The following is a 21,605-nucleotide window of genomic DNA, read 5'->3' as shown; positions in this document are numbered from 1 at the left end:
CGCACGAAAGTACGCGCGGTGCCACCGGCGAGGGACCGATGTCAGGCTTCGATCTCGGAGCGATCTCCACTCCACAGAGTGTGGAACTTGCCCTCGGAATCGGTGCGCTCGTAGGTGTGCGCACCGAAGAAGTCGCGCTGTCCCTGTGTCAGGGCCGCAGGCAGACGCTCGGCGCGCAGCGCGTCGTAGTACGAGAGCGAGGATGCGAACGCAGGCACCGGGATGCCGAGCGACGCAGCCGTGATGACGACGCGCCGCCAACTGTCGATCGCGTTCTCGATGGCGTCACGGAAGTACGGCGCCAGGATGAGGCTCGGTAGTTCGGCGTTGTCGTCGTACGCGTCCTTGATGCGGTTCAGGAATCGCGCCCGAATGATGCAGCCACCACGCCAGATCGTGGCGAGATCGCCCGGATGCAGATTCCAATCGTATTCGGCGCTACCCGCCGCGATCTGATCGAAGCCCTGTGCGTAGGCGACGATCTTCGACGCGTACAGCGCCCGGCTGATGTCGTGGGTGAACTGCTCGGCATCGGTCGGCTTGTCGGCCAATGTTCCCGATGCGAGGCCGACAGCGGCCTTGCGCTGGGCCCGCGATCCCGACAGAGCCCGTGCGAACACTGCCTCGGCGATGCCGGTCACGGGCACTCCGAGATCGAGTGCCGCCTTGACGGTCCATCGACCGGTGCCCTTCTGCTCGGCAGCATCGACGATCACATCGACCAGTGGCTGCCCGGTCTTCGCGTCGACCTGGCGAAGGACCTCCGCAGTGATCTCGACGAGGTAGCTCTCCAGATCGCCCTTGTTCCACTCGGTGAAGACGTCTGCAACCTGCGCAGGCGAGTACCCGAGCGCGTCGCGAAAGAGGTTGTACGCCTCGCCGATGAGCTGCATATCGGCGTATTCGATGCCGTTGTGCACCATCTTGACGAAGTGGCCGGAGCCGTCTGGGCCGATATGCGTGCAGCATGGCGTGCCGTCCACCTGCGCAGCGATGGACTCGAGCAACGGTCCCAATGCCTTGTAGGACTCGGCCGGGCCACCCGGCATGATCGACGGGCCGTTGAGCGCGCCCTCTTCGCCGCCGGAAATACCGGCACCGACGAAGAGCAGACCGCGGTCCTTCATGGCCGCCTCGCGGCGGATCGTATCGGTGTAGAGCGCGTTGCCGCCGTCGATGATGATGTCGCCTTCCTCCATCACACCGGCGAGTTCCTCGATCACCGCATCTGTCGGGTCGCCTGCCTTCACCATGATGAGCACGCGCCGCGGCTTCGCCAGCGCGGCCACGAACTCCTCGATGGTCTCGGTACGGAGGAAGTTGCCCTCGGTACCGTGCTCGGCGATCAACGCGTCGGTTTTCGCGATACTGCGGTTGTGCAACGCGACAGTGTGCCCGTGGTGGGCGAAGTTACGCGCGATGTTGGAGCCCATGACGGCGAGTCCGGTGACTCCGATCTGAGCCAGTTCTGTCTCTTTTGCTGCTGAGGTCATACAGACAGCTTTCCTTGCCGCGCGATTTCGCGCGAGCCAACCCCCTGGGTCCGGCCGACACGACGAAAAAGGTGCCGCATTCGCGAAGAATGCGGCACCTCGGGGTTCGAGCGGCGAAGCCCGTCGAATCAGGGCTTCGCCTCGAACGATCGATCAGTGGCTGCGTGCAGGCCCGTCGAAACCGTCGTACGAACGACGCTCGGTGCGGCTACGGAACCCACCCGACCGGTTCTCGTCCTGGCGCGGGGCGGATGCGGGACGACGGTTGTCCGAGCCACGGTTGTCCGAGCCGCGACCTTCGTAACCGCGACCCTCTGAGCCGCGGTACGAGCTCGAGTCGGAGCGACGCGGGCGGTCACCTTGGTAGCCGCCTTCGCTGCGCGGGTTGGATCCATGGTAGCCGCCGGTGCGAGGGCTCGATCCCTGGTATCCCGTGCGGGGACGGTCACCCTGGTAGCCGCCTTCGCTGCGCGGGTTGGATCCCTGGTAGCCGCCGGTGCGAGGGCTCGATCCCTGGTATCCCGTGCGGGGACGGTCACCCTGGTAGCCGCCTTCGCTGCGCGGGTTGGAACCCTGGTAGCCACCGCTGCGGGGGTTGGACCCCTGGTAGCCACCGGTGCGCGGGCGGCTGTTGCGATCACGCGGGGTGGATTCGGCACGCAACGGCTCACCGGTCGGCTTCTTGGCTCCGGTGATGCTGTTGAGTTCGGCCGAACCGGGGGAGACGTTGACCGCGGTGGCCTTGACGCCGGCCATCCCGGTCAAACGCAGAACCTGACGACGCTGATTGGGGAGCACGATCGCGACGACGGTGCCCTTTTCTCCAGCGCGTGCCGTGCGGCCGGCGCGGTGCAGGTAGTCCTTGTGGTCGGCGGGCGGATCGACGTGTACGACCAGGTCGATTCCGTCGACGTGAATTCCGCGGGCCGCGACGTCGGTGGCCACGAGCACAGGGGTGCGACCGTTCTTGAATCGCTCGAGCACTCGGGTGCGCTGGTTCTGTGCCTTGCCGCCGTGCAGCGACTCTGCAGCGATGCCGAGGGCGCGCAGGCGATCGGTGATGCCGTCGCAGCCCAGCTTGGTGCGCGCGAACATGATGGTGCGGCCGCCTTCACGGGCACCGATCTCCGAGAGCACCAGATCCTTCTGGCCGCGGTCGACCATGAGGACGTAGTGGTCCATGGTTCGGACGCTGGCCTTGCCGTCCTGGGTGGAGTGCTCGACGTGGTCGGGCAGGAACTGGCGAACCAGTGACTGGACCTCGCGGTCGAGGGTGGCCGAGAACAGCATCCGCTGTCCGTCTGCGGGTGTATCGGCGAGTACGGCGCGCACCTCGGGCAGGAAGCCCATATCGGCCATCTGATCGGCCTCGTCGAGCGCGGTGATCTCGATGGAGTCGAGGATGCAGGTGCCCTGACGCAGGTGATCTGCCAGTCGTCCCGGAGTGGCGACCAGTACGTCGACTCCGCGGCGAAGCTGCTCGACCTGCTTGTTGAACGGGGTGCCGCCGACGGCAGGCATGACCCGGAGGCCCTGTGCGTTGGCGTAGGGAGCGAGCGACTCGACTACCTGGAACGCGAGTTCGCGGGTGGGAACCAGTACGAGCGAACGCGGGCGCTTGGCGGCCGGTCGATCGGTGTGCAGCGACAGGCGCTGCAGAATCGGCAGGCCGAAGGCGAGGGTCTTGCCCGAACCTGTCTGCGCGCGACCGAGGACGTTCTTGCCGGCGATGGCGTCGGGAAGCGCCTTTTCCTGGATGGGGGACGGCACGGTGATCGAGTTACGAGCGAGAGCCGCGACGACTGCCTCGGGCAGACCGAGCTCGGCGAAGGTGAACGCCGGTGCCGCTGCGGGCGTCGGTACGGCCGTCGAGTCGGACTCGGGGGAAACGGTGGTATTGGAAACAGCGTTGGTCACGCAGTAAAGCCTCTCCGGATTGCGGGCACGCCAATAAGCCCGAAGCTGAGAGACCCGACGAGAAGGGAAACACGAAAAACAGCCAGAACACATTGATACGAGCCAGGGCACTGTCACCTGGCCATCGGTACGCAGGTCGAACCTGCATAAAGTGGGGCTGTTTGTGCCATTTCGATTGCTTGGTCGCGATGGCGACCGAGTTCTACTGTACGGGACGTACCGCCATTTGTTCACCCGGATGGGTGTGACCTGCGTGACCCCTCGGTGTGGCGGCGCTCGATCAGCCGAGGAGTTTGCTCAGTTCTTCGAGCCACGGCATCGCGACGTAGATGGTCGGCAGCACGAGTATGACGACGGCGGCCAGATATGCCACAGCGGCGATCCGGACGTCGCTGCCCGGCCCGCTCAACCGCTGGACGCGAATGAGTGTGTGCGGTCCGCCGGCTGCCATGGCACCCCGCGGTGCGGTGGATCCGGCACACGTCACGAGTGCGCGCGCGAGAGGGGTGGGTCCGGTGACCTTGACCGCCGTGTCATCGGCCAGCAGCTCGACCAACAACTGAACGCTGCTCAGGGCGGACTTGCTACGAACGATTCTGGGGAACGCCTCGTTGACCGCGGTGAACGCTTCCAGCACGAGGTCGTGACGGGATCGTAGGTGTGATCGCTCGTGACTGAGGATCGCGGTCACCTCCGCTTCGGAGAGGCTGGCAAGCGTTCCGCGGCTCAGCACCACCCGCTGCCGTAGTCCGGGCAGGCAATACGCAATCGGTTCCGCCGCGTCCAGAACCCGGATGTCTGCATCACGCAGGCTCCTGAACGGATTGTCGCTCTTGTCGGTCCGGTCGAGTAGATCGACCAACATGCGATGACGGGAGCGGCGACGGCGGGTACGCACCGCCACCTGAGCCACCGAGAACATCAGTTTCGCTCCGATGCCCAGAGTGATCGCGAGCACCACCACGTACAAGGTCCACAGAGGCAGGCCCAAGGCGTCGATCTCGTCGGTCGGAGCCGTGGTCGGACGGCCGTCGGGGCCCGGCACGAGCAGCAATCCGCCGATTGCCAGGCCGGAACTGAAGGCCGACAACACGGCCGCGAGGGCGATGGCCTGCCACAGCACCAGAGCAGCGCGAGGCGACCGGTACGGCCAGCTCGCACGGGCGAGCATCGCCGGCACAGGTCCAGCCAGGATCAGCGCGAGTATCGCGAATACCAGCGCAGTGGTGGAGTTCATGTCCTCACTTACTACGAGGAGCCTCAGTCCGTCGGACGGCCTTCTGCAGCAGAAGGTGACTCTGTCGTCGATTGTGCCACTTCCAGCGCCGCGAGTGCTTCACGGAGGGCGGCGGCCTCATCTGCTCCGACCTGCCCGACGAAGTGCACGAGGGCAGCTGCACGACCGCCGGAGGCGGGGGCCTGGGACAACGCGTCGACCATCAGGCTCGCGACCAACTCGTCGCGACCATGGACCGGGGCGTAGCGGTGAGCTCGGTCGTCGCGCTGCTGGACGACCAAACTCTTCTTCGCCAGACGCTGCAGGACCGTCATCACGGTCGTGTACGCGAGTTCACGATGAGTCGCAAGGGCCTCGTGTACCTGACGAACGGTCTGCGGCTCCGTCGCTTCCCACAGATGGTCCATTACTGCGCGTTCCAATTCACCAAGGCCAGCCATTCCTCCGAGTCTACGGCCAGTCCGACGCGGATGCGTACTACTCGTAGTAGTAACTACCGTCCGAGTGCTGTGGTCTCGGTCATAGCCGCGGTCGAGTGGCGTCGGCGGGTCGTGACCGTGAGCGGGTCGGTGGGCATACTCTGTCGAGAGTTGGTGCCGCTGGGCCGAGTCGGAAAGATGAGTGGAGACCTCGCGTGAAGTGGTTCGATTCACTGTCGTTGCTCGATGGGCCACTGCCGGTGATCGTGTCCGTGCTCGGCGCCGCCGGCGGACTGTGGTTGCTGGTCTCGAGGTCGCGTCGATACGCCAGGCGTGCGCTGCCGATCGCTGCCACCGCGGCGATCGTCGTCACGGCCATCGGTTACGTACTGGTCGAAAAAGTATGGCGTCCGTTCCCCGATCCGATCGACATCTCGATCTACGTGTGGATCGGGGTGGGTGTGGCTGCCCTGTTCGCACTCGTACCACGGTCGATCGCAGCCCGCGGCGTGGTCGGCACAGTGGTGTCGGTGCTGGCGGCGGTCCTCGTGGTGGCAACGTCTGCTCTGCACGTCAACCTCGAATTCGATGCGTATCCGACCGTGGGTAATGCGCTCGGTGTCGAGTCGGCCGAGCGCATAGCGTTCTCGGACGTGCCGCCTCCGGTCTCCGACACCGTCACCGGCACGCCCCTGGAATCTGCCTGGTCCGCACCTGCCGACCTGCCTTCCGCCGGCCGCGTCACCTCCGCCACCATTCCTGCCACCGCGTCGAACTTCACGGCGCGAGACGCCCAGATCTACCTACCGCCGGCCTACTTCGCCGATCCCCGTCCGCTCCTTCCTGTCCTCGTACTACTCGCCGGCCAGCCCGGCGCACCCGAAGACTGGTTCAACGGGGGCAAGCTCGCCGAGACCATGGACAACTTCGCGCGTGATCATGCCGGTCTGGCACCGGTGGTGGTCGTGGCCGACGGCACCGGCTCGTCGATCGCCAATCCGCTCTGCGTGGATTCGACACTCGGCAACGCGGCCACCTACCTCGCACGTGACGTTCCCGATTGGATCGACAACTCCCTGCAGGTGGATCGCAACCGTGCTCATTGGGCGATCGGCGGATTGTCCTACGGCGGAACGTGCTCGATACAGATGGCCACCAATCATCCCGAGGTCTATCCCACGTTTCTCGACCTGTCGGGTCAGCGCGAGCCGACCCTCGGCGATCGAGATCGAACCGTGCAGCAGGCGTTCGGCGGCAACGCCGCAGCGTTCACCGCGATCAACCCTCTCGACCTGCTCAAATCGCGTCGATACCCGGACTCTGCCGGTATTTTCGTCGTGGGGTCCGAGGACAAGGATTACCAACCGGGCCAGCAGGAGATGTACGACGCGGCGAAGGCCGCTGGAATGGATGTGCAGTACGTGGAGGTACCAGGGGGACACACCTTCGCGGTGTGGTCCGAAGGCTTACGTCGAGAACTGCCGTGGCTGGCTACGAGAACAGGACTGACGGCGTGAACACCGACGAGTCGGGGAGTCCGACGGAAGCGATCGATGCTGCGGCACCGACGTGGATGTCCGAGAAGGTGGCCGTCGTGAGATCCGCCGCCTCGGCGACGATGCGGCAGTCGCGGCGATTGTGGTCGCTGATCCTGTTCGGTGCCGTGGGTGCCCCGGTCAGCTTCACCCTGCTCGCCGTGGTCTGGCTTTCGGGGATATATGCCGTCGTGTCGGACGGCCGTGGTCAGGTCGACAGGTACTTCGCGGTCGGCATCGTCCCGTTCGAGCACTGGCATCTCTGGACGCCGCTGACATCTGGTCTGGCAGCGCCGAATATCGCGGGCTGCGTGGTGGCGACCGTTGCGGTGCTCCTCGCTGCTGCCCCGATCGAACGTCGTATCGGTTCCCGTCGGTTCGCGGTAGCCGCATTCGTGACGCAGGTTGCGGGGTCGTTGTTCGGGCTGGGCCTGGCCGTGCTGGCGAAGACCGTCGACGAGGATTGGGGTTTCCGCCTCCACGTAGGTACGGCCGTGGGCCCGACGACATGGGTCTGTGGCGTTGTGCTGGTTGCCACGTCGCGGATGGACACGCTGTGGCGCAGGCGGATTCGCGTCGGACTGCTGACCCTTCTGGTGACCCTGGCCTTGTTCGGCGGTCATCTGCAGGACGTCGTTCGGTTGGCGGCAGCGGTGATCGGTCTGATCGTGGGCCCGTGGATCGTCGGCCGGTCGGCGCGCGGTCCGAGATTGGCGGGAACGCAGCGTGAAGGACGTGTCCTGGTCGCGCTGATCGTCGCCGCCAGTGCCCTGGGTCCGGTGCTGGCGGCCTTGAGCCCCAATGCTGTGGGGCCGTTCGCGGTGCTTCGCGACGTGGTTCGCGGTGTGCCGTACACAGCTGCCGAGGTTCGTGAGATCTGCGCCGATACCACGACCGATCCGGTGGAATGCCGCCGCGGGCTGCTCGACCTCAGGCTGGGCGGAGTCGGACCGACGATCCTGAGCATCATGCCGTCGCTGTTCCTGTTGGTGGTCAGTGACGGTTTGCGCCGCGGTCGACGGTTCGCGTGGGCGATGGCAGTGATCTCGCAGGTGGTTCTGCTCGCGCTGTCGGTGGCGAACTACGCCATCCGATTCCTCGAAGCCGGTGACGACGAATCGTTGTTCTACGGGCTGGAATCTCCCACTGCCTACCGCACTGCCGTGCCCTTCCTTCTGCCCCTGATCGTCCTGCTGGTCCTGATCGTCACTCGGAAGTTCTTCGACGTGTCGGCACCGGCTGGCACGTACCGACGCTGGGCCGCGTCCGTCGTGGCCGCCGTAGTAGGACTCGGCCTGATCTACGCGATCGGCGGCTATCTCGGTCGCGGCGGTTTCGCCGACTCGCCGTCCTTCGGCGGACTGCTGATCGATTTCCCGCAGAGGCTGGTTCCGCCGGTCTATCTGCAGTGGCTCGAGCCCGCCCTTCTACCCCAGAGCATCCCGACCACCTTGCTGTTCGAGTGGACCGGCGTCGTGTTCTGGGTCGTGGTGTGCGTGCTCACGATCAGCACCTTCCTCACACCGGTGTACGGCTCGGAGACCGATGCCACCGAACGGGCTCGCAGCGTGCTGATGTCGAGCAGCGGCTCGGCGCTGTCGTGGATGACGACCTGGCGCGGGAACAAGTACTGGTTCAGCGCCGACGGCCGCAGCTACGTGGCGTATCGCGTGATTTCCGGCGTGGCTTTGACCACCGGTGACCCTGTCGGGCCGCGAGAATCATTGCGAGACAACGTGGTCGAGTTCGCCGAGTTCGCGTCGAAGAACGGGTGGATTCCGTGTTTCTACTCTGTCACGCCGGCCGTCCGGCGCATCACCGATTCTCTGGGATGGGGCGGTATCCAGGTCGGTGAGGAGACCGTGCTCGATCTGGACGGGATCGCGTTCACCGGCAAGCGGTTCCAGGATGTTCGTACTGCGCTCAATCGAGCGAAGAAGGCAGGCGTCGTCGCGGAGTGGATTCGGTTTCCCACCGCTCCTCTGGCCATCACCGATCAGATCACCGCGATCTCCGAGGAGTGGGTGGCAGACAAGGGGATGCCGGAGATGGGCTTCACCCTCGGCGGTCTCGAGGAGGTCGACGACGAGAACGTGCGATGCCTGATTGCCGTCGACGAACATCGAACCGTGCACGGGGTCACGTCGTGGATGCCCGTCTACGAGGACGGCGTCATCGTCGGGTGGACGCTCGATTTCATGCGGAGACGATCGGAAGGTTTTCGGCCGACAATGGAGTTTCTCATCGCCTCTGCCGCCCTGCTCCTCGAGCAGGAGGGAGCCAGGTTCCTGAGCCTGTCCGGTGCACCTCTGGCCAAAGTCGACGAGAAGCAGCCCGAGCACGTGTCCAGCGCCGAGCAGTCGACGCTGTCCGGCTTGCTCGAACGGTTGCTCGATGTACTCGGGCGCACCCTCGAACCTGTATACGGGTTCCGGTCTCTGCTGGCATTCAAATCCAAATTCCAGCCGCGCTACGAGCCGATGCACATGACGTTCGCCGATCCGGCCGCCCTGCCCAGTATCGGCAACGCAATCGGCCGGGCCTACCTGCCCGACGTGTCCATCGGTCAGGGCTTCAAGCTCGTCCGAACGATGATCGAGCGGTGACGCTCTGCGCTAGACGGCCCGCGAGTCCGGTGTCCCGGAACGCCTGTCCGACTTCACCGGACCACCGACCGACCCGTACACGTGGCGAGTTCCGATCGGAACGATGAGCGGGCGATCCGACATGGGATCGTCGATCACGGCTGCCTCGAGTCCGAACACGTCGAGCAGTAGTTCCTCCGAGATGACGTCCTGAGGGCGACCGGACGTGACGATGGTTCCTTGCTTCATGACGATCAACTGGTCGCTGTATCGCAGTGCGAGGTTGAGATCGTGCAACACCATGACGATGGTGCGGCCGAGCTCCTCGTGCAGGCGATCGACGAGGTCGAGTACCTCGATCGAGTGGGCGAGGTCGAGGTAGGTGGTCGGCTCGTCCAACAGCAGGATGTCGGTGCCTTGCGCCAGTGCCATCGAAATCCAGGCGCGTTGCCGTTGACCACCGGACAGCTCGTCGACGGGACGGTCGGCGAGGTCGCCGACGCCGGTGAGTTCGAGTGCGTTGGCCACTTCTGCCTCGTCGTCCGAGCTCCACTGCCTGATCCACGACTGATGGGGGTGACGACCGCGCGAGACCAGATCGGCGACGGTCAGTCCTTCCGGAGCAGTAGGTGCCTGCGGCAGCATGCCCAGGGTCCGGGCAACCTCTTTGGTCTTCATCGAAGAGATCGCCCGGCCGTCGAGCATCACGCTTCCGGCCTTGGGCTTGAGCAGGCGTCCGAGCGATCGCAACAGGGTCGACTTGCCGCAGCCGTTCGGGCCGATGACGGTGGTGATCACTCCGGTGTGAATCGCGAGGTCGAGGTGCTCGATGATGGTCCGGTCGCCGTAACCGAGGCTGAGATCGTCTGCGACCAAACGCGAGGCGTGGCTGATTGTCATAGGGAAGCCTTTCGATTACTGCGCACGAGAAGGTACAGAAGGAACGGTCCACCGAGTGCCGAGGTGACGATGCCGACCGGCAGTTCCACCGGCAGGATCGTCCGCGCGATGAGATCACTCGCCACTACCAGCAGTCCGCCCAGCAATGCCGAGGCGATGATCGGCGGTCCCGGGGTTCGAAGGAGCCGTACCGCGATCTGCGGGGCTGCCAGTGCGACGAACGCGATCGGTCCGGCCGCAGCTGTGGCAACGGCAGCGAGTGCGACGGCGGCGAGCAACATCACGGCCTGGCTGTGCTGCAACCGCACTCCGAGCGATCGTGCATTGTCGTCACCCAGACGCAGTGCTCCCAGCGTGAACGTCGACACGATGGTTGCGCCCCCGACGATGACGACGGCGACTGCGACCGGCCACACCGTCGACCAGTTGGCTCCGTTGAGAGAACCGTTGAGCCAGACCTGCGCGCGCGACACGTCGTTGATGTCGGCGCTGATCAGCAACCACCCGATGACGGCCGTGAGCATGGCGTTGACGGCGATTCCCACCAGAATGAAGCGAAAGCCGTCGACGCCTTTCCGCCAGGCGAGTGAGTAGATCGCTATTGCGGTGAGTACTCCGCCGATCAGCGCTGCCAGTGGCAGCCCGAGGGTGGCGAGCAGACCGCTGAAGGTACCGCCGCCGCCCAGGACGATCAGCGCGACGGCTGCAGCACTGGCACCGGCGGTGATGCCGAGAATATCGGGACTGGCGAGTGCGTTTCGAGAGATGGATTGCGTGATCGCACCGGAAATTCCCAGGGCCGCTCCGACGAGCAAGCCCGTCAACGACCGGGGCAGGCGCAGGTCCATGACGATGAACCGTTCGATCCGCGTTCCGCCGCCGAGCAGGACGTCGAGCACCTGGGGGATCGACAGCGGAAAGTCGCCGCGGCCGATGTTGACACACATGACCAGAATCAAGGCGGCAGCCACGAGGACGGTGGTGACGACCATCAGTGGACGGCGGACAAGGGACACCCGCCCCAGGCGAACGGCGGGCCGTGCGGGCACGGTGCCGGGACCGGCCGTGGAGGGTTCGGGGGACCGGATCTCGGCGGTCACAGGCTCGCCAACTTTCTACGGCGTACCAGTGCGATGAAGAACGGCGCGCCGAAGAGTGCGAGGACGATGCCCACCTGCAACTCGCCCGGGCGCACCACGACGCGTCCGATGACGTCGGCGATCATCAGCATCACGCCGCCCATGAGGCCCGCGTAGGGCACGAGCCAGCGGTAGTCGGGTCCGGTCACCGCTCGGGCGATGTGCGGAACGACGAGGCCGACGAAGGCAATGGGCCCGCACGCGGCCGTTGCCGCTCCGGTCAGCAGAGTGATGGCCAGGATTCCGACGGTTCGGGTGACCGCGATGTTGGTTCCGAGGGATCGCGCTACGTCCTCGCCCAGGCTCATGACGTTCAGGCCCGGGGTGCTGGCGAGTGCGATCAGCACACCGAGAATCAGGAAGGGGAGAACCTGCCACAGCACGTCGAGCCCCCGACCGGCGACCGATCCCACCACCCAGAAGCGGTAGCCGTCGAGGCTCGTTTGGTCGAGCAACACGACGGCATTCGTCATCGCGGAGAGGAAGAACGCGACACCCGCGCCCGCCAGGGCGAGGTTGATCGGACTCGATCTGCCCGACCCGATGGACGACAGACCGAACACCACGACGCTCGCCACTGCCGAACCCGCGAACGCGAACCACAGGTACTGGCTCGGAGAGGTGAACCGGAACAGGTAGATGGCCATGACGACGAAGAACGCAGCCCCGGAATTGAGGCCGAGCAAGCTGGCATCGGCCAGCGGGTTGCGCGTATGTCCCTGGATGAGGGCACCTGCGATACCGAGCGCGATGCCGACCACCAACGCCAGCACCGTTCGGGGGACCCGCAAGGTCCGCACGATGATGTCGGTGTCCGTGCCGTTCGAATCGATCAATGCATGGGCGATCTCGGCGAACGTCAGTGGTCGGGCACCGATGGCGATGCTCGCAAAGATGCCGGCGGCCAGAGCGACGACCAGCACTGCCAGGCCGAGCAATCTGCGTCGGCGAATGGCGGCAACCGAACCATCCTTGGGAATGGGCTCGAAATCATCCGCTGCAGCTGTCTTCTCGCGCACGACCTCCGAAGTGGACCGGCCGAGACCGAACTGGCGACGGAGAGCTCGACGGACACCGACCGGGCCGGTGGTGTCGGTGTCGCGGAGCGTCAGACTCATCCACCGTCTACCTGTGCTCTGCCCCTCGTTGCCATCGCGGTAGCCGCGGTTCCAGACGAACAAGGCGACGGCCACCGAGAGAGAAATGGCTCCGAACACGACACGGTCGGCCTGGCCACCGCCGTTGTCGTCGCGAAGGGCGTCGACGATCGACCACCCGATGAACAACGGCACGAGCACGATCAGCGCGTCGATCCCCGCGGCTGCGATGCGTGTACTCCACGGTGCGGGCCCGGTGGGCACGTCCTCGGTCCCGTATCGCTCGTCGGACGAGCGACGCGAGCCGTGAGGGCCGAGTAGCGGAGCTGTGGTCACTGGGGTCGTGACTCCTCGCTGGATCGAAGGGACACGGTTTAGGTTACGGAACCCTTGCTCGCCGTGCGACACGAGGTAAGGGTAGCGGTGCCTGACTCGGCAGCCGTATCTGGTTAGGCTAACCTACATCTATTGGTCGACGGTGGGGCGAGTTCACCGATCACGAACAGAAGGAGCGTTCAGGTGTCAGTTGCAACTGCGGCATTCACGGGCTGGGCCGATGTGCACCGATTCTCGGACCGATCCGGTGGGCACGCGCTGTTGGCCGAGTCGTGTTCCACTCTGCGCGCGCTCAATCCCGACTATCCGAGGATGTACGCGGTGGCCGCCATGGCCGACGAGGGCAAGCGGCGTTGGTGGCAGCTGTCGGTCGGCCTCGACGACGGTCGCGTCGAGCAGATGTACCGCCGTTCGCTCGAGGATCTCGAAGTACCGCACGCTGCGGCGGTGCAGGTGGCGACTGCGCTGATTCATGCGGTGGTCGGGCGGGTTGCAGCACTGCTCGTGCTCGAAGCGCGTGCCTGGGATCCGGGCATCGAGAACTTGTGGATCCATATGGACAGCGACGGGGGAATCGATTGGGCGGGTGTTGCGTCGCCCATCTTGCGAGTGCTGCCGGAGGATCCGGCTGCGGGCGAGCCCGGAACCGTGACGTTGCCCTGCGAACAGGCTCTTCTCGTCTGGACCGCGCATCGGTGCCTGACGTCTCTCGGGTCTGTCTATCGCGCGATCAGTGAGCGGGCTCCTCTGGATGCTCGCGTTTTCTGGGCGCTGGTGGGTGACGCGATCCTCGGTGCGTCGACGTACGTCCCGATCTTGGCCGGGACCGGCCCCTCCGCCGGAACGCGGCGCGGCCAGTTACTGCTCGACGCGATGGTCGCTGCCGGCGCGCCCGTGCGATCGCGAGTCGGAGTCCCGGGCCGGCAGCGGCTACGCGCGTCATGAAGGTCTTGCGTCGGAACTGAGGTATGCCTATGCTAATTTCATACCAACGGACCGCGCCGGAGACCTGAGGGCTGCAGTGTCTCCCGGTCCTTGCCACGGTGGGCCTCTCGTTCGACTCGAACGAGAGGCCCACCGATTTTCTCGGGCGGAGTGTCGTGTATTTCTGGTCATGGGTCGACTGCAGTCGGCGAACATTCTCAGTACGCGACCGGAAGCGGAGCAATGACCGATTCGAACGGCACCACCGAAGCGAGCCCCTTCGAGACCCTCACCCCGGAACAGTTGACCGAACTCTGCGGACGCGGATTCGACGGCGTGGTCGGACTGACCTACCGAGAAGTGACCGGCGACGTCGTTCGCGCAGAGTGGGATGTCACCCCGCAACTGCACCAGCCGGCCGGGATCATGCACGGTGGTGTTCTGTGCGCCGTGGTGGAATCGGTTGCCAGCATCGGTGGATCGGCCTGGTTCGGTTCGCGCGGTCATGTCGTCGGGGTGAACAACAGCACGGACTTCCTGCGAGCAACGCGCTCGGGCTCTCTTGCCGCGCACGGACATCCGATCCATCGAGGCCGCACCCAACAACTCTGGCAGGTCGACATCTCCGACGAGGGCGGCCGCCTGGTGGCACAGGGCAAAGTGCGGCTGGCGAATATCGAAAACACAGCACGTCTGGGACAGTGAAGCCCATGACCGGACACGACGATGTCGTTCCCCCTTCCGCCGGCGGTGCGCTGAACGACGACGCGTTCGCCCGCATCGAAGCACTCTTCGAGCCCATCGATGCCGATCTGGCGCAGCACTATCCGGGAGACCGAATAGGCGGGCAGCCCTCCCACACTGTCTACGTCCCGGCCTCCGAGGCGTCCGAGAACATCCCGGCCGCATGGGGAACCGCAGCCCTCGGCCTGCTCGATGCGCATCCCGAGGTCTTCGCCGGCCTCGGCACCACCGATGCTCTACCGGTGGTACGGGACCGGCTGAACGCAGCACCGATCCAGGACCTCAGGTTCGATTTCGAGGACGGCTACGGGTGGCGCTCCGACGCCGTCGAGGATCGTCACGCCGCGGCAGCAGGTGCAGCGTTGGCTGCGCTGGCACGCGACACGGCGGGCCCGTCGTGGCTGGGCATCCGTGCGAAAGGCCTTGCCGCTCATGAGCGTCGGCGTGGCATTCGAACCCTGGAACTCGTCCTGGACGGGGCCGGGGGAGTGCCCGACGGGTTCGTGTTCACAGTGCCCAAACTCCGCGCGGTCGAGCAGGTTTCGGCCGTGGTCGCGTTGTGCGAAGAACTCGAGCGGGCTCACGGTCTTCCCGATCGGGCACTCCGTTTCGAGTTGCAGATCGAAAGCCCACAGGCCGTGATCGGTGCCGACGGTACGACGACGTTGGCGCGTGCGATAGCCCGCGCGGATGGTCGCTGCACGTCGCTCCACTACGGCACCTACGACTACAGCGCGGCGTGTGGAATCACGTCGGCGCAGCAATCTCTGGCTCATCCGGTGGCAGACCATGCCAAGAACGTCATGTTGGTTGCGGCAGCGCAGACAGGCGTGTGGGTGTGCGACGGGTCCACCCAGGTGGTTCCGACCGGTAGCTCCGAACAAGTGGCAGCGTCGGCGCGGCGCCACTTCGATCTGGTGACCAGATCCCTCGAGCGGGGCTTCTACCAGGGGTGGGACATGCACCCCGGTCATCTGGTGACGCGGTGGTTGGCCACGTTCGAGTTCTTTCGTCACGCGATGCCCGTCGCCGCAGCTCGGCTGGGCAACTACCTCGATCGTCGCGGCGGAGATGTGATGGACGAGCCGGCGACGGCGCAGGCTCTCGCGGGCGTATTGGTACGCGGCCTGGACGCGGGCGCGTTCGGGGTCACCGAACTGCAGGACGTGGCCCCTTCTGTCGACCGAAATGTCCTGCGGGGTCTGCTCGATCGGTCGGTCACCGTGCCCTTGGGCTGACTGCGTGTCAGAATTGCCGAGCATCATCACCGATCGGACGGAGAACCTACATGCGGTTGTCTCCGCACGAGCAGGATCGACTGCTCGTCAGCTACGCCGCCGAACTCGCGCGGCGGCGCCGTGCTCGCGGCCTGAAACTCAATCACCCCGAGGCGATCGCGGTCATCACCGATCACCTCCTCGAGGGTGCTCGTGACGGAAAGTCCGTGGCCGAGCTGATGGCGTCGGGCCGGGAAGTGCTCACGGCCGACGACGTACTGAGTGGTGTGCCCGAACTGCTTCCCGAGGTGATGGTGGAAGCGACGTTTCCCGACGGAACGAAGCTGATCACTGTGCACGAGCCGATCTCGCCCGAGCGCGGAGACGGCCATCTGGTTCCGGGTGAGATCTTCACCGTCGCAGGAGATATCGAGATCAACGATGGCGCCGAATCGATCACCTTGACGGTGGTGAACGGCGGCGATCGACCGGTGCAGGTGGGAAGTCACGTGCATCTTCCTCAAGCGAACGCCGCCCTGCAGTTCGATCGCGATCGCGCCTACGGGTGTCGGCTCGACATTCCGGCCGGCACTGCCGTGCGCTTCGAGCCGGGCATCGAGCAGACGGTGCAACTCGTGCCCCTCGGTGGGACCCGCGAGGTATACGGCTTGAGCATGACACCTCCAGGAAAGTTGGACAGCTGATGGCGCGTATGAGTCGCAGTCGATACGCCCAGTTGTTCGGCCCCACGACGGGTGATCGGATTCGGTTGGCCGACACCGACCTTCTGATCGAGATCACCGAGGACAGAAGTGGTGGTCCGGGCAAGGCCGGCGAGGAAGCGGTGTTCGGCGGCGGCAAAGTGATCCGTGAGTCGATGGGCCAGTCACGTGCCACCCGGGCAGACGGTGCCCCGGATACCGTCATCACCGGAGTGGTCGTCGTCGATTACTGGGGAATCATCAAGGCAGACCTCGGTATTCGCGACGGTCGGATCGTTGCGCTCGGAAAGGCCGGCAATCCCGACACCATGACCGGCGTTCATCCGGATCTCGTGATCGGACCATCGACCGAGATCATCGCGGGCAACGGAAAGATCGTCACGGCCGGCGGCATCGATTGCCATGTGCACCTCATCTGCCCGCAGATCAAGGAAGAAGCCCTCGGCGGCGGCATCACCACGGTGATCGCAGGTGGTACCGGGCCTGCCGAAGGAAGCAAGGCAACCACCGTCACCCCGGGTGCCTGGCATCTGTCCAGAATGCTCGAATCTCTCGACGACTGGCCGATGAACATCGTGCTGCTCGGCAAAGGCAATACGGTCAATCCCGATTCGATGTGGGAGCAGTTGCGCGGCGGCGCTTCGGGATTCAAGTTGCACGAGGATTGGGGGTCGACTCCCGCCGCGATCGACGCGTGCCTGCGAGTGTGCGACGAGGCGGGGGTTCAAGCGGCTCTTCACTCCGACACCCTCAACGAGGCTGGATTCGTCGAGACCACCCTCGCTGCGATCAACGGCCGTGGAATACACGCTTATCACACCGAAGGTGCAGGCGGCGGGCACGCTCCCGACATCATCACCGTTGCCGCGCAAGCACACGTGCTGCCCAGCTCGACCAATCCGACGCGTCCGCACACCGTGAACACGTTGGACGAGCATCTCGACATGTTGATGGTGTGCCATCACCTCAGTCCGAGCATTCCGGAGGATCTGGCGTTCGCCGAGAGCCGCATTCGGCCGTCGACCATCGCGGCCGAGGACTTGCTGCACGACATGGGAGCGATCTCGATGATCGGCAGCGACGCTCAGGCCATGGGACGTATCGGTGAGGTGGTACTGCGAACCTGGCAGACGGCTCATGTCATGAAGGCGCGGCGCGGATACCTGCCCGGGGACAACGGTGCCGACAACAATCGCGTCAGGCGATACGTCGCGAAGTACACGATCTGTCCGGCCGTGGCCCACGGTCTCGATGCGGAGATCGGGTCGATCGAAACGGGCAAGCTCGCCGATCTGGTGTTGTGGGATCCTGCCTTCTTCGGTGTGCGTCCGCACATGGTCATCAAGGGCGGCATGATCGCGTGGGCCGCGATGGGCGACGCCAATGCATCCATTCCTACGCCGCAACCCGAGCTGCCGCGGCCGATGTTCGGAGCGTCACCCAAGGCAGCCGCTGCGACGTCGCTGCATTTCGTTGCGCCACAAGCGATCGAGGACGGTCTGGCCGATCGCCTTGCGTGCGATCGCCGTCTCGTTCCGGTTGCGAACGTGCGCGGGATCAGGAAAGCCGATATGCCGCTCAACGATTCGCTTCCGGAGATCGAAGTCGATCCGGACACCTTCACCGTGCGTATCGACGGCGAGGTGTGGAAGGAACAACCGGCGTCCGAATTGCCGATGGCGCAACGGTATTTCCTCTTCTGATGGCGCTTGGATCCCTCTCGTCGACTGCGTCGTCGTACGCTGCACGTCGACAGGTCACAACTCTTCTCTCGCTAGCAGATTCGCGACTTCCCACCGGTGGGCACGTCCATTCCGGGGGAGTCGAAGAAGCGATCGCATCAGGTTTCGTGCGCGACATCGATACCCTCGAAGCATTTCTGCGTCGGCGAATTCGGACGTCGGGAGCCACGGCGGCGTCCATCGCGGGTGCGGTTGTTCTCGGCTCGTTGGACACGGATGCGGCGGACGCCGAGTGCGATGCCCGGACGCCGTCGCCGGCAGTGCGAGCTGCGTCGCGAGCTCAGGGTCGGGGGCTGCTCAGATTGGCCAAATCAGCATGGCCGCATCACGATTGGCAGTCCATCGGCCGCCGGCCGCATCTGGCCGTCGCGGCCGGGCACGTGGGACTCGCAGCCGACCTGTCCGTCGCCGACACCGCGGCTGTGCAGGTGTACATCACCATGACCGGCTCGGCGATCGCGGCGCAACGTCTGCTTGCGCTCGACCCCGCCGAGGTTGCCTCGTGCACCATTCGGTTGGGGGACTTCTGCGACGAGGTGGCCGACGCCGCGTGCGCATCGCTCCCGGTTCTGATGGAGCTGTCCGATCCGCTGCTGGACATGTTCGCCGAAGCCCACGCCGTCCGCGATCGCCCATTGTTCGTATCCTGAACTCACGACCGCTGACACGGTTCTCGACCGCAGTACCGTTTTCTCGACCGAAGGAGATGTCATGCCCCCGCACCTGATCGATGGTGAGCCCCACGACCACGGGTTGGACCGACCCAAGCGCACACGGGTCGCAGGCGATGCTTTGCGTGTGGGAATCGGCGGACCCGTCGGGTCGGGCAAGACCGCCTTGGTGGCCGCCTTGTGCCGCCAGCTCCGCGACGAGCTGTCTCTGGCCGTGCTCACCAACGATATCTACACCACCGAGGATGCCGACTTCCTGCGGCGGCACGCAGTGTTGCCGGACGAGCGCATCACGGCCGTGCAGACCGGCGGCTGTCCGCATACCGCGATACGCGACGACATCACCGCCAATCTCGACGCGATCGACGACCTGATCGAGAACAACCCCCCTCTCGACCTGATTCTGGTGGAGTCCGGTGGCGACAATCTCACCGCCACGTTTTCGTCCGGTTTGATCGACGTCCAGATTTTTGTCGTCGACGTCGCGGGAGGAGACAAGGTGCCTCGTAAGGGTGGTCCCGGCGTGACGTTCTCCGACCTGCTCGTCGTCAACAAGACCGATCTCGCGCCGTACGTCGGTGCGGATCTGGGTGTCATGGAGCGCGACGCCGCGCAGGTGCGCGAGGGTCGTCCCACGGCCCTGATCTCTCTCACGGACGATCCCGCCGCAACGACGGTGCTCGGCTGGGTGCGTGAGCAATTGAAGGTCATCGCCGACGCCGACGCACACGACCACGCGCACTGAACGATGCACACCGAGCTCCGCATCGACGCGAGTCGTCGACGCAGTCCCCGCATCACGTCGGTCGGCGGACTCGCAGGTAGGCAGACGGGGCCCGACACCGTCCACTTGATCGGCACTGCGGCCACGCCTCTCGGCGGAGACACCATCAGCGTCAAGATCTCGGTGGCTGCCGGCGCTCGTCTGGATGTGCGCAGTGTGGCGGCGTCGTTGGCGATGCCCGGTGCAGCACAACGTCATTCGTCGGCGCATTGGCACGTTGAGCTGGGAGCGGGGGCGTCACTCGTCTTCGACCCCGAGCCGATGGTCGTCGTCTCCGATGCCTCTCATACGGTGCTCAATGTCATCGAACTGGAACAAGACTCGGATCTGTGGCTGCGTGAGCGCGTACAGATCGGCAGGCTCGACGAGGTGGCGGGACAGTGGGCGAGTTCGATGCACTGCGATGTGGGAGGCCGGCCGCTGTTGCGGCACCGGGTGGAACTGGGGGAGGGGACGGTGGCGCACGACGGGTTGTCGGCACCGATGTCGATGTCCAGCACGCTTCGCTATCCGGACAGTCGGGATTCCGAGGTCGATCTGGCGGGCGGCACCGTGCGCTTGGCCTTGGCCGGGGGTGGCTCGCTGAGTACCTCCGTCGGTCATCGCCTTCAGCCGACCCGATAGATCGGGCAGGGCAGAAAGAAAGGGCTCCGTCCGACGATGTGCGTCGGACGGAGCCCATTCTGCTTCGCTTACCTTGCGGGTGCTGCGTGGATCAACCCGCTGCTTTTTCGCGTTCCTCTTCGACCTCGGCCGTCCGCTTGTTCACGTCGCCCGCTTTCTCGAGAGAGTTCAGTTGTTCGATGGCAAGCCGTGCGAACACCTGCTGCTCCGTCGATGCCATCTGAGCACGGCCTCTACCGAGGAACGTGACGAACCAGGAAATGACCGTGGTGATACGGCTGCGGTACCCCACCAGGTAGTACAGGTGCAGGGCGAGCCACATGAGCCATGCGATGAAGCCACCGAACTCCAGCTTGCCGACCTTCGCCACCGCATTGAAACGCGACACCGTGGCCATGGAGCCCTTGTCGAAGTACTTGAAGGGTGCTCGCTGGGTGGGGTCGTCCTGCCCCTTGACCGACGCCTTGATCAGCTTGGCTGCGTAGGTGGCACCCTGGATCGCACCCTGTGCCATGCCGGGAACGTCCTTGACCGACATCAAGTCGCCGATGACGAAGACGTTCGGATGACCCTTGACAGTCAGATCCGGTTCCACCAGAACTCGGCCGGCGCGGTCCGTCTCCGAACCCGACTGGTCGGCCAGCTGCTTGCCGAGCGGGCTGCCCTGCACGCCCGCGGACCAGACCTTGCACTGAGCCTCGATACGACGCGTCGTTCCGTCTTTTTCCTTGACGGTCAGGCCGTCGTTGTCGACGTCGGTGACCATCGCGTTGAGCTGGATCTCGACACCGAGCTTCTCGAGCCGTTCGGCTGCCTTGCGGCCGAGTTTCTCGCCCATCGGGGGAAGGACGGCCGGTGCGGCGTCCAGCAGGATGACGCGCGCGTCGCGGGGATCGATGTTGCGGAACGCTCCGTCGAGGGTGCGGTCGGCGAGTTCTGCGATCTGCCCTGCGAGTTCGACACCCGTCGGACCTGCTCCGACGACGACGAACGTCATCAGGCGGTCCTTCTCCTCCTGGTCGTCGGAGAGTTCCGCCTGCTCGAAGGCTCCAAGGATGCGTCCGCGCAGTTCGAGTGCATCGTCGATTGTCTTCATGCCGGGCGCGAACTCGGCGAAATGGTCGTTACCGAAGTACGACTGCTGGGCGCCGGCGGCCACGATCAGGCTGTCGAACGGGGTGACGGTGACGCGCTCGAGCAACTTGGACGTGACCGTCTTGGCCTCGAGGTCGATGTTCAGCACGTCGCCCAGCAACACCTCGGCGTTCTTCTGCTTGCGCAGAATGACGCGGGTAGTGGGAGCGATCTCACCGACGGACAGAATGCCTGTGGCCACCTGGTAGAGCAGCGGCTGGAATAGGTGGTGGGTCGTCTTTGCGACGAGGGTGATGTCGACGTCGGCCTTCTTGAGCGCCTTGACGCCGAACAGACCTCCGAACCCGGAACCGATGACGACGACACGGTGACGCTTCGATTCGACCGGTTGGATGCTCATTACCTGCTCCCTAGACGTTGCGAT

18 protein-coding genes are annotated in these 21,605 nt (G+C 65.1%); 10 read left to right on the top strand and 8 right to left on the bottom strand.

The genetic code is table 11. The features are described from left to right. Positions 1-41: 41 nt before the first annotated feature. The 4 genes from gndA to CH278_RS14240 form a co-directional block, all read right to left on the bottom strand. Entirely contained in the window at positions 42-1,493 is a 1,452-nt protein-coding gene (gene gndA / locus CH278_RS14255) for an NADP-dependent phosphogluconate dehydrogenase (RefSeq protein ID WP_094622182.1), read from the bottom strand. Between the two features lie 153 nt (positions 1,494-1,646). Continuing rightward, the gene (locus tag CH278_RS14250; protein ID WP_094622181.1) at positions 1,647-3,410 is read right to left on the bottom strand and encodes a DEAD/DEAH box helicase; all 1,764 of its coding nucleotides are present in this window, start codon (positions 3,408-3,410) and stop codon (positions 1,647-1,649) included. Between the two features lie 280 nt (positions 3,411-3,690). Further along, on the bottom strand, positions 3,691-4,647 hold the full coding sequence (locus CH278_RS14245; RefSeq protein ID WP_027497150.1) for a M56 family metallopeptidase: 957 nt from the start codon (positions 4,645-4,647) through the stop codon (positions 3,691-3,693). A gap of 23 nt (positions 4,648-4,670) precedes the next feature. After that, positions 4,671-5,087, bottom strand: coding sequence for a BlaI/MecI/CopY family transcriptional regulator (locus CH278_RS14240; RefSeq protein ID WP_027497149.1), 417 nt, complete (start codon positions 5,085-5,087; stop codon positions 4,671-4,673). A gap of 194 nt (positions 5,088-5,281) precedes the next feature. Between CH278_RS14240 and CH278_RS14235 the strand changes: the two genes are divergently transcribed. Together CH278_RS14235 and CH278_RS14230 are read left to right on the top strand one after the other, a co-directional pair. After that, on the top strand, positions 5,282-6,583 hold the full coding sequence (locus CH278_RS14235) for an alpha/beta hydrolase (protein WP_094622180.1): 1,302 nt from the start codon (positions 5,282-5,284) through the stop codon (positions 6,581-6,583). 101 nt (positions 6,584-6,684) lie between these two features. Next, positions 6,685-9,207, top strand: coding sequence for a bifunctional lysylphosphatidylglycerol flippase/synthetase MprF (locus CH278_RS14230; RefSeq protein WP_094622228.1), 2,523 nt, complete (start codon positions 6,685-6,687; stop codon positions 9,205-9,207). A gap of 9 nt (positions 9,208-9,216) precedes the next feature. Here CH278_RS14230 and CH278_RS14225 read toward each other — a convergent pair whose 3' ends face one another. Genes CH278_RS14225 through CH278_RS14215 form a run of 3 tightly spaced genes read right to left on the bottom strand, consistent with a single transcriptional unit; the run spans position 9,217 to position 12,658 of the window. After that, positions 9,217-10,086: an ABC transporter ATP-binding protein gene (locus CH278_RS14225; protein ID WP_027497146.1), complete on the bottom strand. Its 870-nt coding sequence runs from the start codon at positions 10,084-10,086 to the stop codon at positions 9,217-9,219. Continuing rightward, positions 10,083-11,135: a FecCD family ABC transporter permease gene (locus tag CH278_RS14220; protein WP_179274571.1), complete on the bottom strand. Its 1,053-nt coding sequence runs from the start codon at positions 11,133-11,135 to the stop codon at positions 10,083-10,085. Before CH278_RS14220 ends, CH278_RS14225 begins: the two co-directional genes overlap by 4 nt. A 47-nt stretch (positions 11,136-11,182) precedes the next feature. Then, positions 11,183-12,658 (bottom strand): iron chelate uptake ABC transporter family permease subunit, encoded by a 1,476-nt coding sequence (locus CH278_RS14215; protein ID WP_094622179.1) that lies wholly within the window; start codon positions 12,656-12,658, stop codon positions 11,183-11,185. Between the two features lie 222 nt (positions 12,659-12,880). Between CH278_RS14215 and CH278_RS14210 the strand changes: the two genes are divergently transcribed. The 8 genes from CH278_RS14210 to CH278_RS14175 all read left to right on the top strand — a co-directional run bounded on the left by CH278_RS14210 (position 12,881) and on the right by CH278_RS14175 (position 20,086). Continuing rightward, the gene (locus CH278_RS14210; protein WP_228139410.1) at positions 12,881-13,603 is read left to right on the top strand and encodes a hypothetical protein; all 723 of its coding nucleotides are present in this window, start codon (positions 12,881-12,883) and stop codon (positions 13,601-13,603) included. 222 nt (positions 13,604-13,825) lie between these two features. Then, positions 13,826-14,287 carry a PaaI family thioesterase gene (locus tag CH278_RS14205; protein WP_027497142.1) on the top strand — a complete coding sequence of 154 codons (462 nt, stop codon included), beginning with the start codon at positions 13,826-13,828 and terminating at the stop codon, positions 14,285-14,287. Positions 14,288-14,292: 5 nt separating this feature from the next. Continuing rightward, positions 14,293-15,564 (top strand): DUF6986 family protein, encoded by a 1,272-nt coding sequence (locus CH278_RS14200; protein WP_051365386.1) that lies wholly within the window; start codon positions 14,293-14,295, stop codon positions 15,562-15,564. 50 nt (positions 15,565-15,614) lie between these two features. Continuing rightward, positions 15,615-16,247 (top strand): urease subunit gamma, encoded by a 633-nt coding sequence (locus tag CH278_RS14195; RefSeq protein ID WP_048320343.1) that lies wholly within the window; start codon positions 15,615-15,617, stop codon positions 16,245-16,247. After that, on the top strand, positions 16,247-17,968 hold the full coding sequence (locus CH278_RS14190; protein ID WP_027497140.1) for an urease subunit alpha: 1,722 nt from the start codon (positions 16,247-16,249) through the stop codon (positions 17,966-17,968). Before CH278_RS14195 ends, CH278_RS14190 begins: the two co-directional genes overlap by 1 nt. After that, positions 17,968-18,657 carry an urease accessory protein UreF gene (locus tag CH278_RS14185; protein ID WP_052060889.1) on the top strand — a complete coding sequence of 230 codons (690 nt, stop codon included), beginning with the start codon at positions 17,968-17,970 and terminating at the stop codon, positions 18,655-18,657. Before CH278_RS14190 ends, CH278_RS14185 begins: the two co-directional genes overlap by 1 nt. 61 nt (positions 18,658-18,718) lie before the next feature. Beyond that, positions 18,719-19,423 carry an urease accessory protein UreG gene (gene ureG / locus CH278_RS14180; RefSeq protein ID WP_032370566.1) on the top strand — a complete coding sequence of 235 codons (705 nt, stop codon included), beginning with the start codon at positions 18,719-18,721 and terminating at the stop codon, positions 19,421-19,423. 3 nt (positions 19,424-19,426) lie between these two features. Next, the gene (locus CH278_RS14175; RefSeq protein ID WP_094622178.1) at positions 19,427-20,086 is read left to right on the top strand and encodes an urease accessory protein UreD; all 660 of its coding nucleotides are present in this window, start codon (positions 19,427-19,429) and stop codon (positions 20,084-20,086) included. A 91-nt stretch (positions 20,087-20,177) separates the two neighbouring features. Here CH278_RS14175 and CH278_RS14170 read toward each other — a convergent pair whose 3' ends face one another. Then, the gene (locus CH278_RS14170) at positions 20,178-21,581 is read right to left on the bottom strand and encodes an NAD(P)/FAD-dependent oxidoreductase (RefSeq protein ID WP_032366182.1); all 1,404 of its coding nucleotides are present in this window, start codon (positions 21,579-21,581) and stop codon (positions 20,178-20,180) included. Positions 21,582-21,605: the final 24 nt, after the last annotated feature.

It is taken from the genome of Rhodococcus sp. 05-2254-5, from assembly GCF_002258575.1.
Taxonomy (GTDB): domain Bacteria; phylum Actinomycetota; class Actinomycetes; order Mycobacteriales; family Mycobacteriaceae; genus Rhodococcoides; species Rhodococcoides fascians.
The sequence above is the reverse complement of the archived record's forward strand: the minus strand, read 5'-3'. Positions and strand labels throughout refer to the sequence as shown.

What these genes read in the sequence shown, in the direction of transcription:
- gndA (WP_094622182.1), bottom strand. Translation starts at nt 1,493, where the DNA reads ATGACCTCAGCAGCAAAAGAGACAGAACTGGCTCAGATCGGAGTCACC.
- CH278_RS14245 (WP_027497150.1), bottom strand. Translation starts at nt 4,647, where the DNA reads ATGAACTCCACCACTGCGCTGGTATTCGCGATACTCGCGCTGATCCTG.
- CH278_RS14240 (WP_027497149.1), bottom strand. Translation starts at nt 5,087, where the DNA reads ATGGCTGGCCTTGGTGAATTGGAACGCGCAGTAATGGACCATCTGTGG.
- CH278_RS14230 (WP_094622228.1), top strand. Translation starts at nt 6,685, where the DNA reads ATGCGGCAGTCGCGGCGATTGTGGTCGCTGATCCTGTTCGGTGCCGTG.
- CH278_RS14225 (WP_027497146.1), bottom strand. Translation starts at nt 10,086, where the DNA reads ATGACAATCAGCCACGCCTCGCGTTTGGTCGCAGACGATCTCAGCCTC.
- CH278_RS14205 (WP_027497142.1), top strand. Translation starts at nt 13,826, where the DNA reads ATGACCGATTCGAACGGCACCACCGAAGCGAGCCCCTTCGAGACCCTC.
- CH278_RS14200 (WP_051365386.1), top strand. Translation starts at nt 14,293, where the DNA reads ATGACCGGACACGACGATGTCGTTCCCCCTTCCGCCGGCGGTGCGCTG.
- CH278_RS14195 (WP_048320343.1), top strand. Translation starts at nt 15,615, where the DNA reads ATGCGGTTGTCTCCGCACGAGCAGGATCGACTGCTCGTCAGCTACGCC.
- CH278_RS14190 (WP_027497140.1), top strand. Translation starts at nt 16,247, where the DNA reads ATGGCGCGTATGAGTCGCAGTCGATACGCCCAGTTGTTCGGCCCCACG.
- CH278_RS14185 (WP_052060889.1), top strand. Translation starts at nt 17,968, where the DNA reads ATGGCGCTTGGATCCCTCTCGTCGACTGCGTCGTCGTACGCTGCACGT.
- ureG (WP_032370566.1), top strand. Translation starts at nt 18,719, where the DNA reads ATGCCCCCGCACCTGATCGATGGTGAGCCCCACGACCACGGGTTGGAC.
- CH278_RS14175 (WP_094622178.1), top strand. Translation starts at nt 19,427, where the DNA reads ATGCACACCGAGCTCCGCATCGACGCGAGTCGTCGACGCAGTCCCCGC.
- CH278_RS14170 (WP_032366182.1), bottom strand. Translation starts at nt 21,581, where the DNA reads ATGAGCATCCAACCGGTCGAATCGAAGCGTCACCGTGTCGTCGTCATC.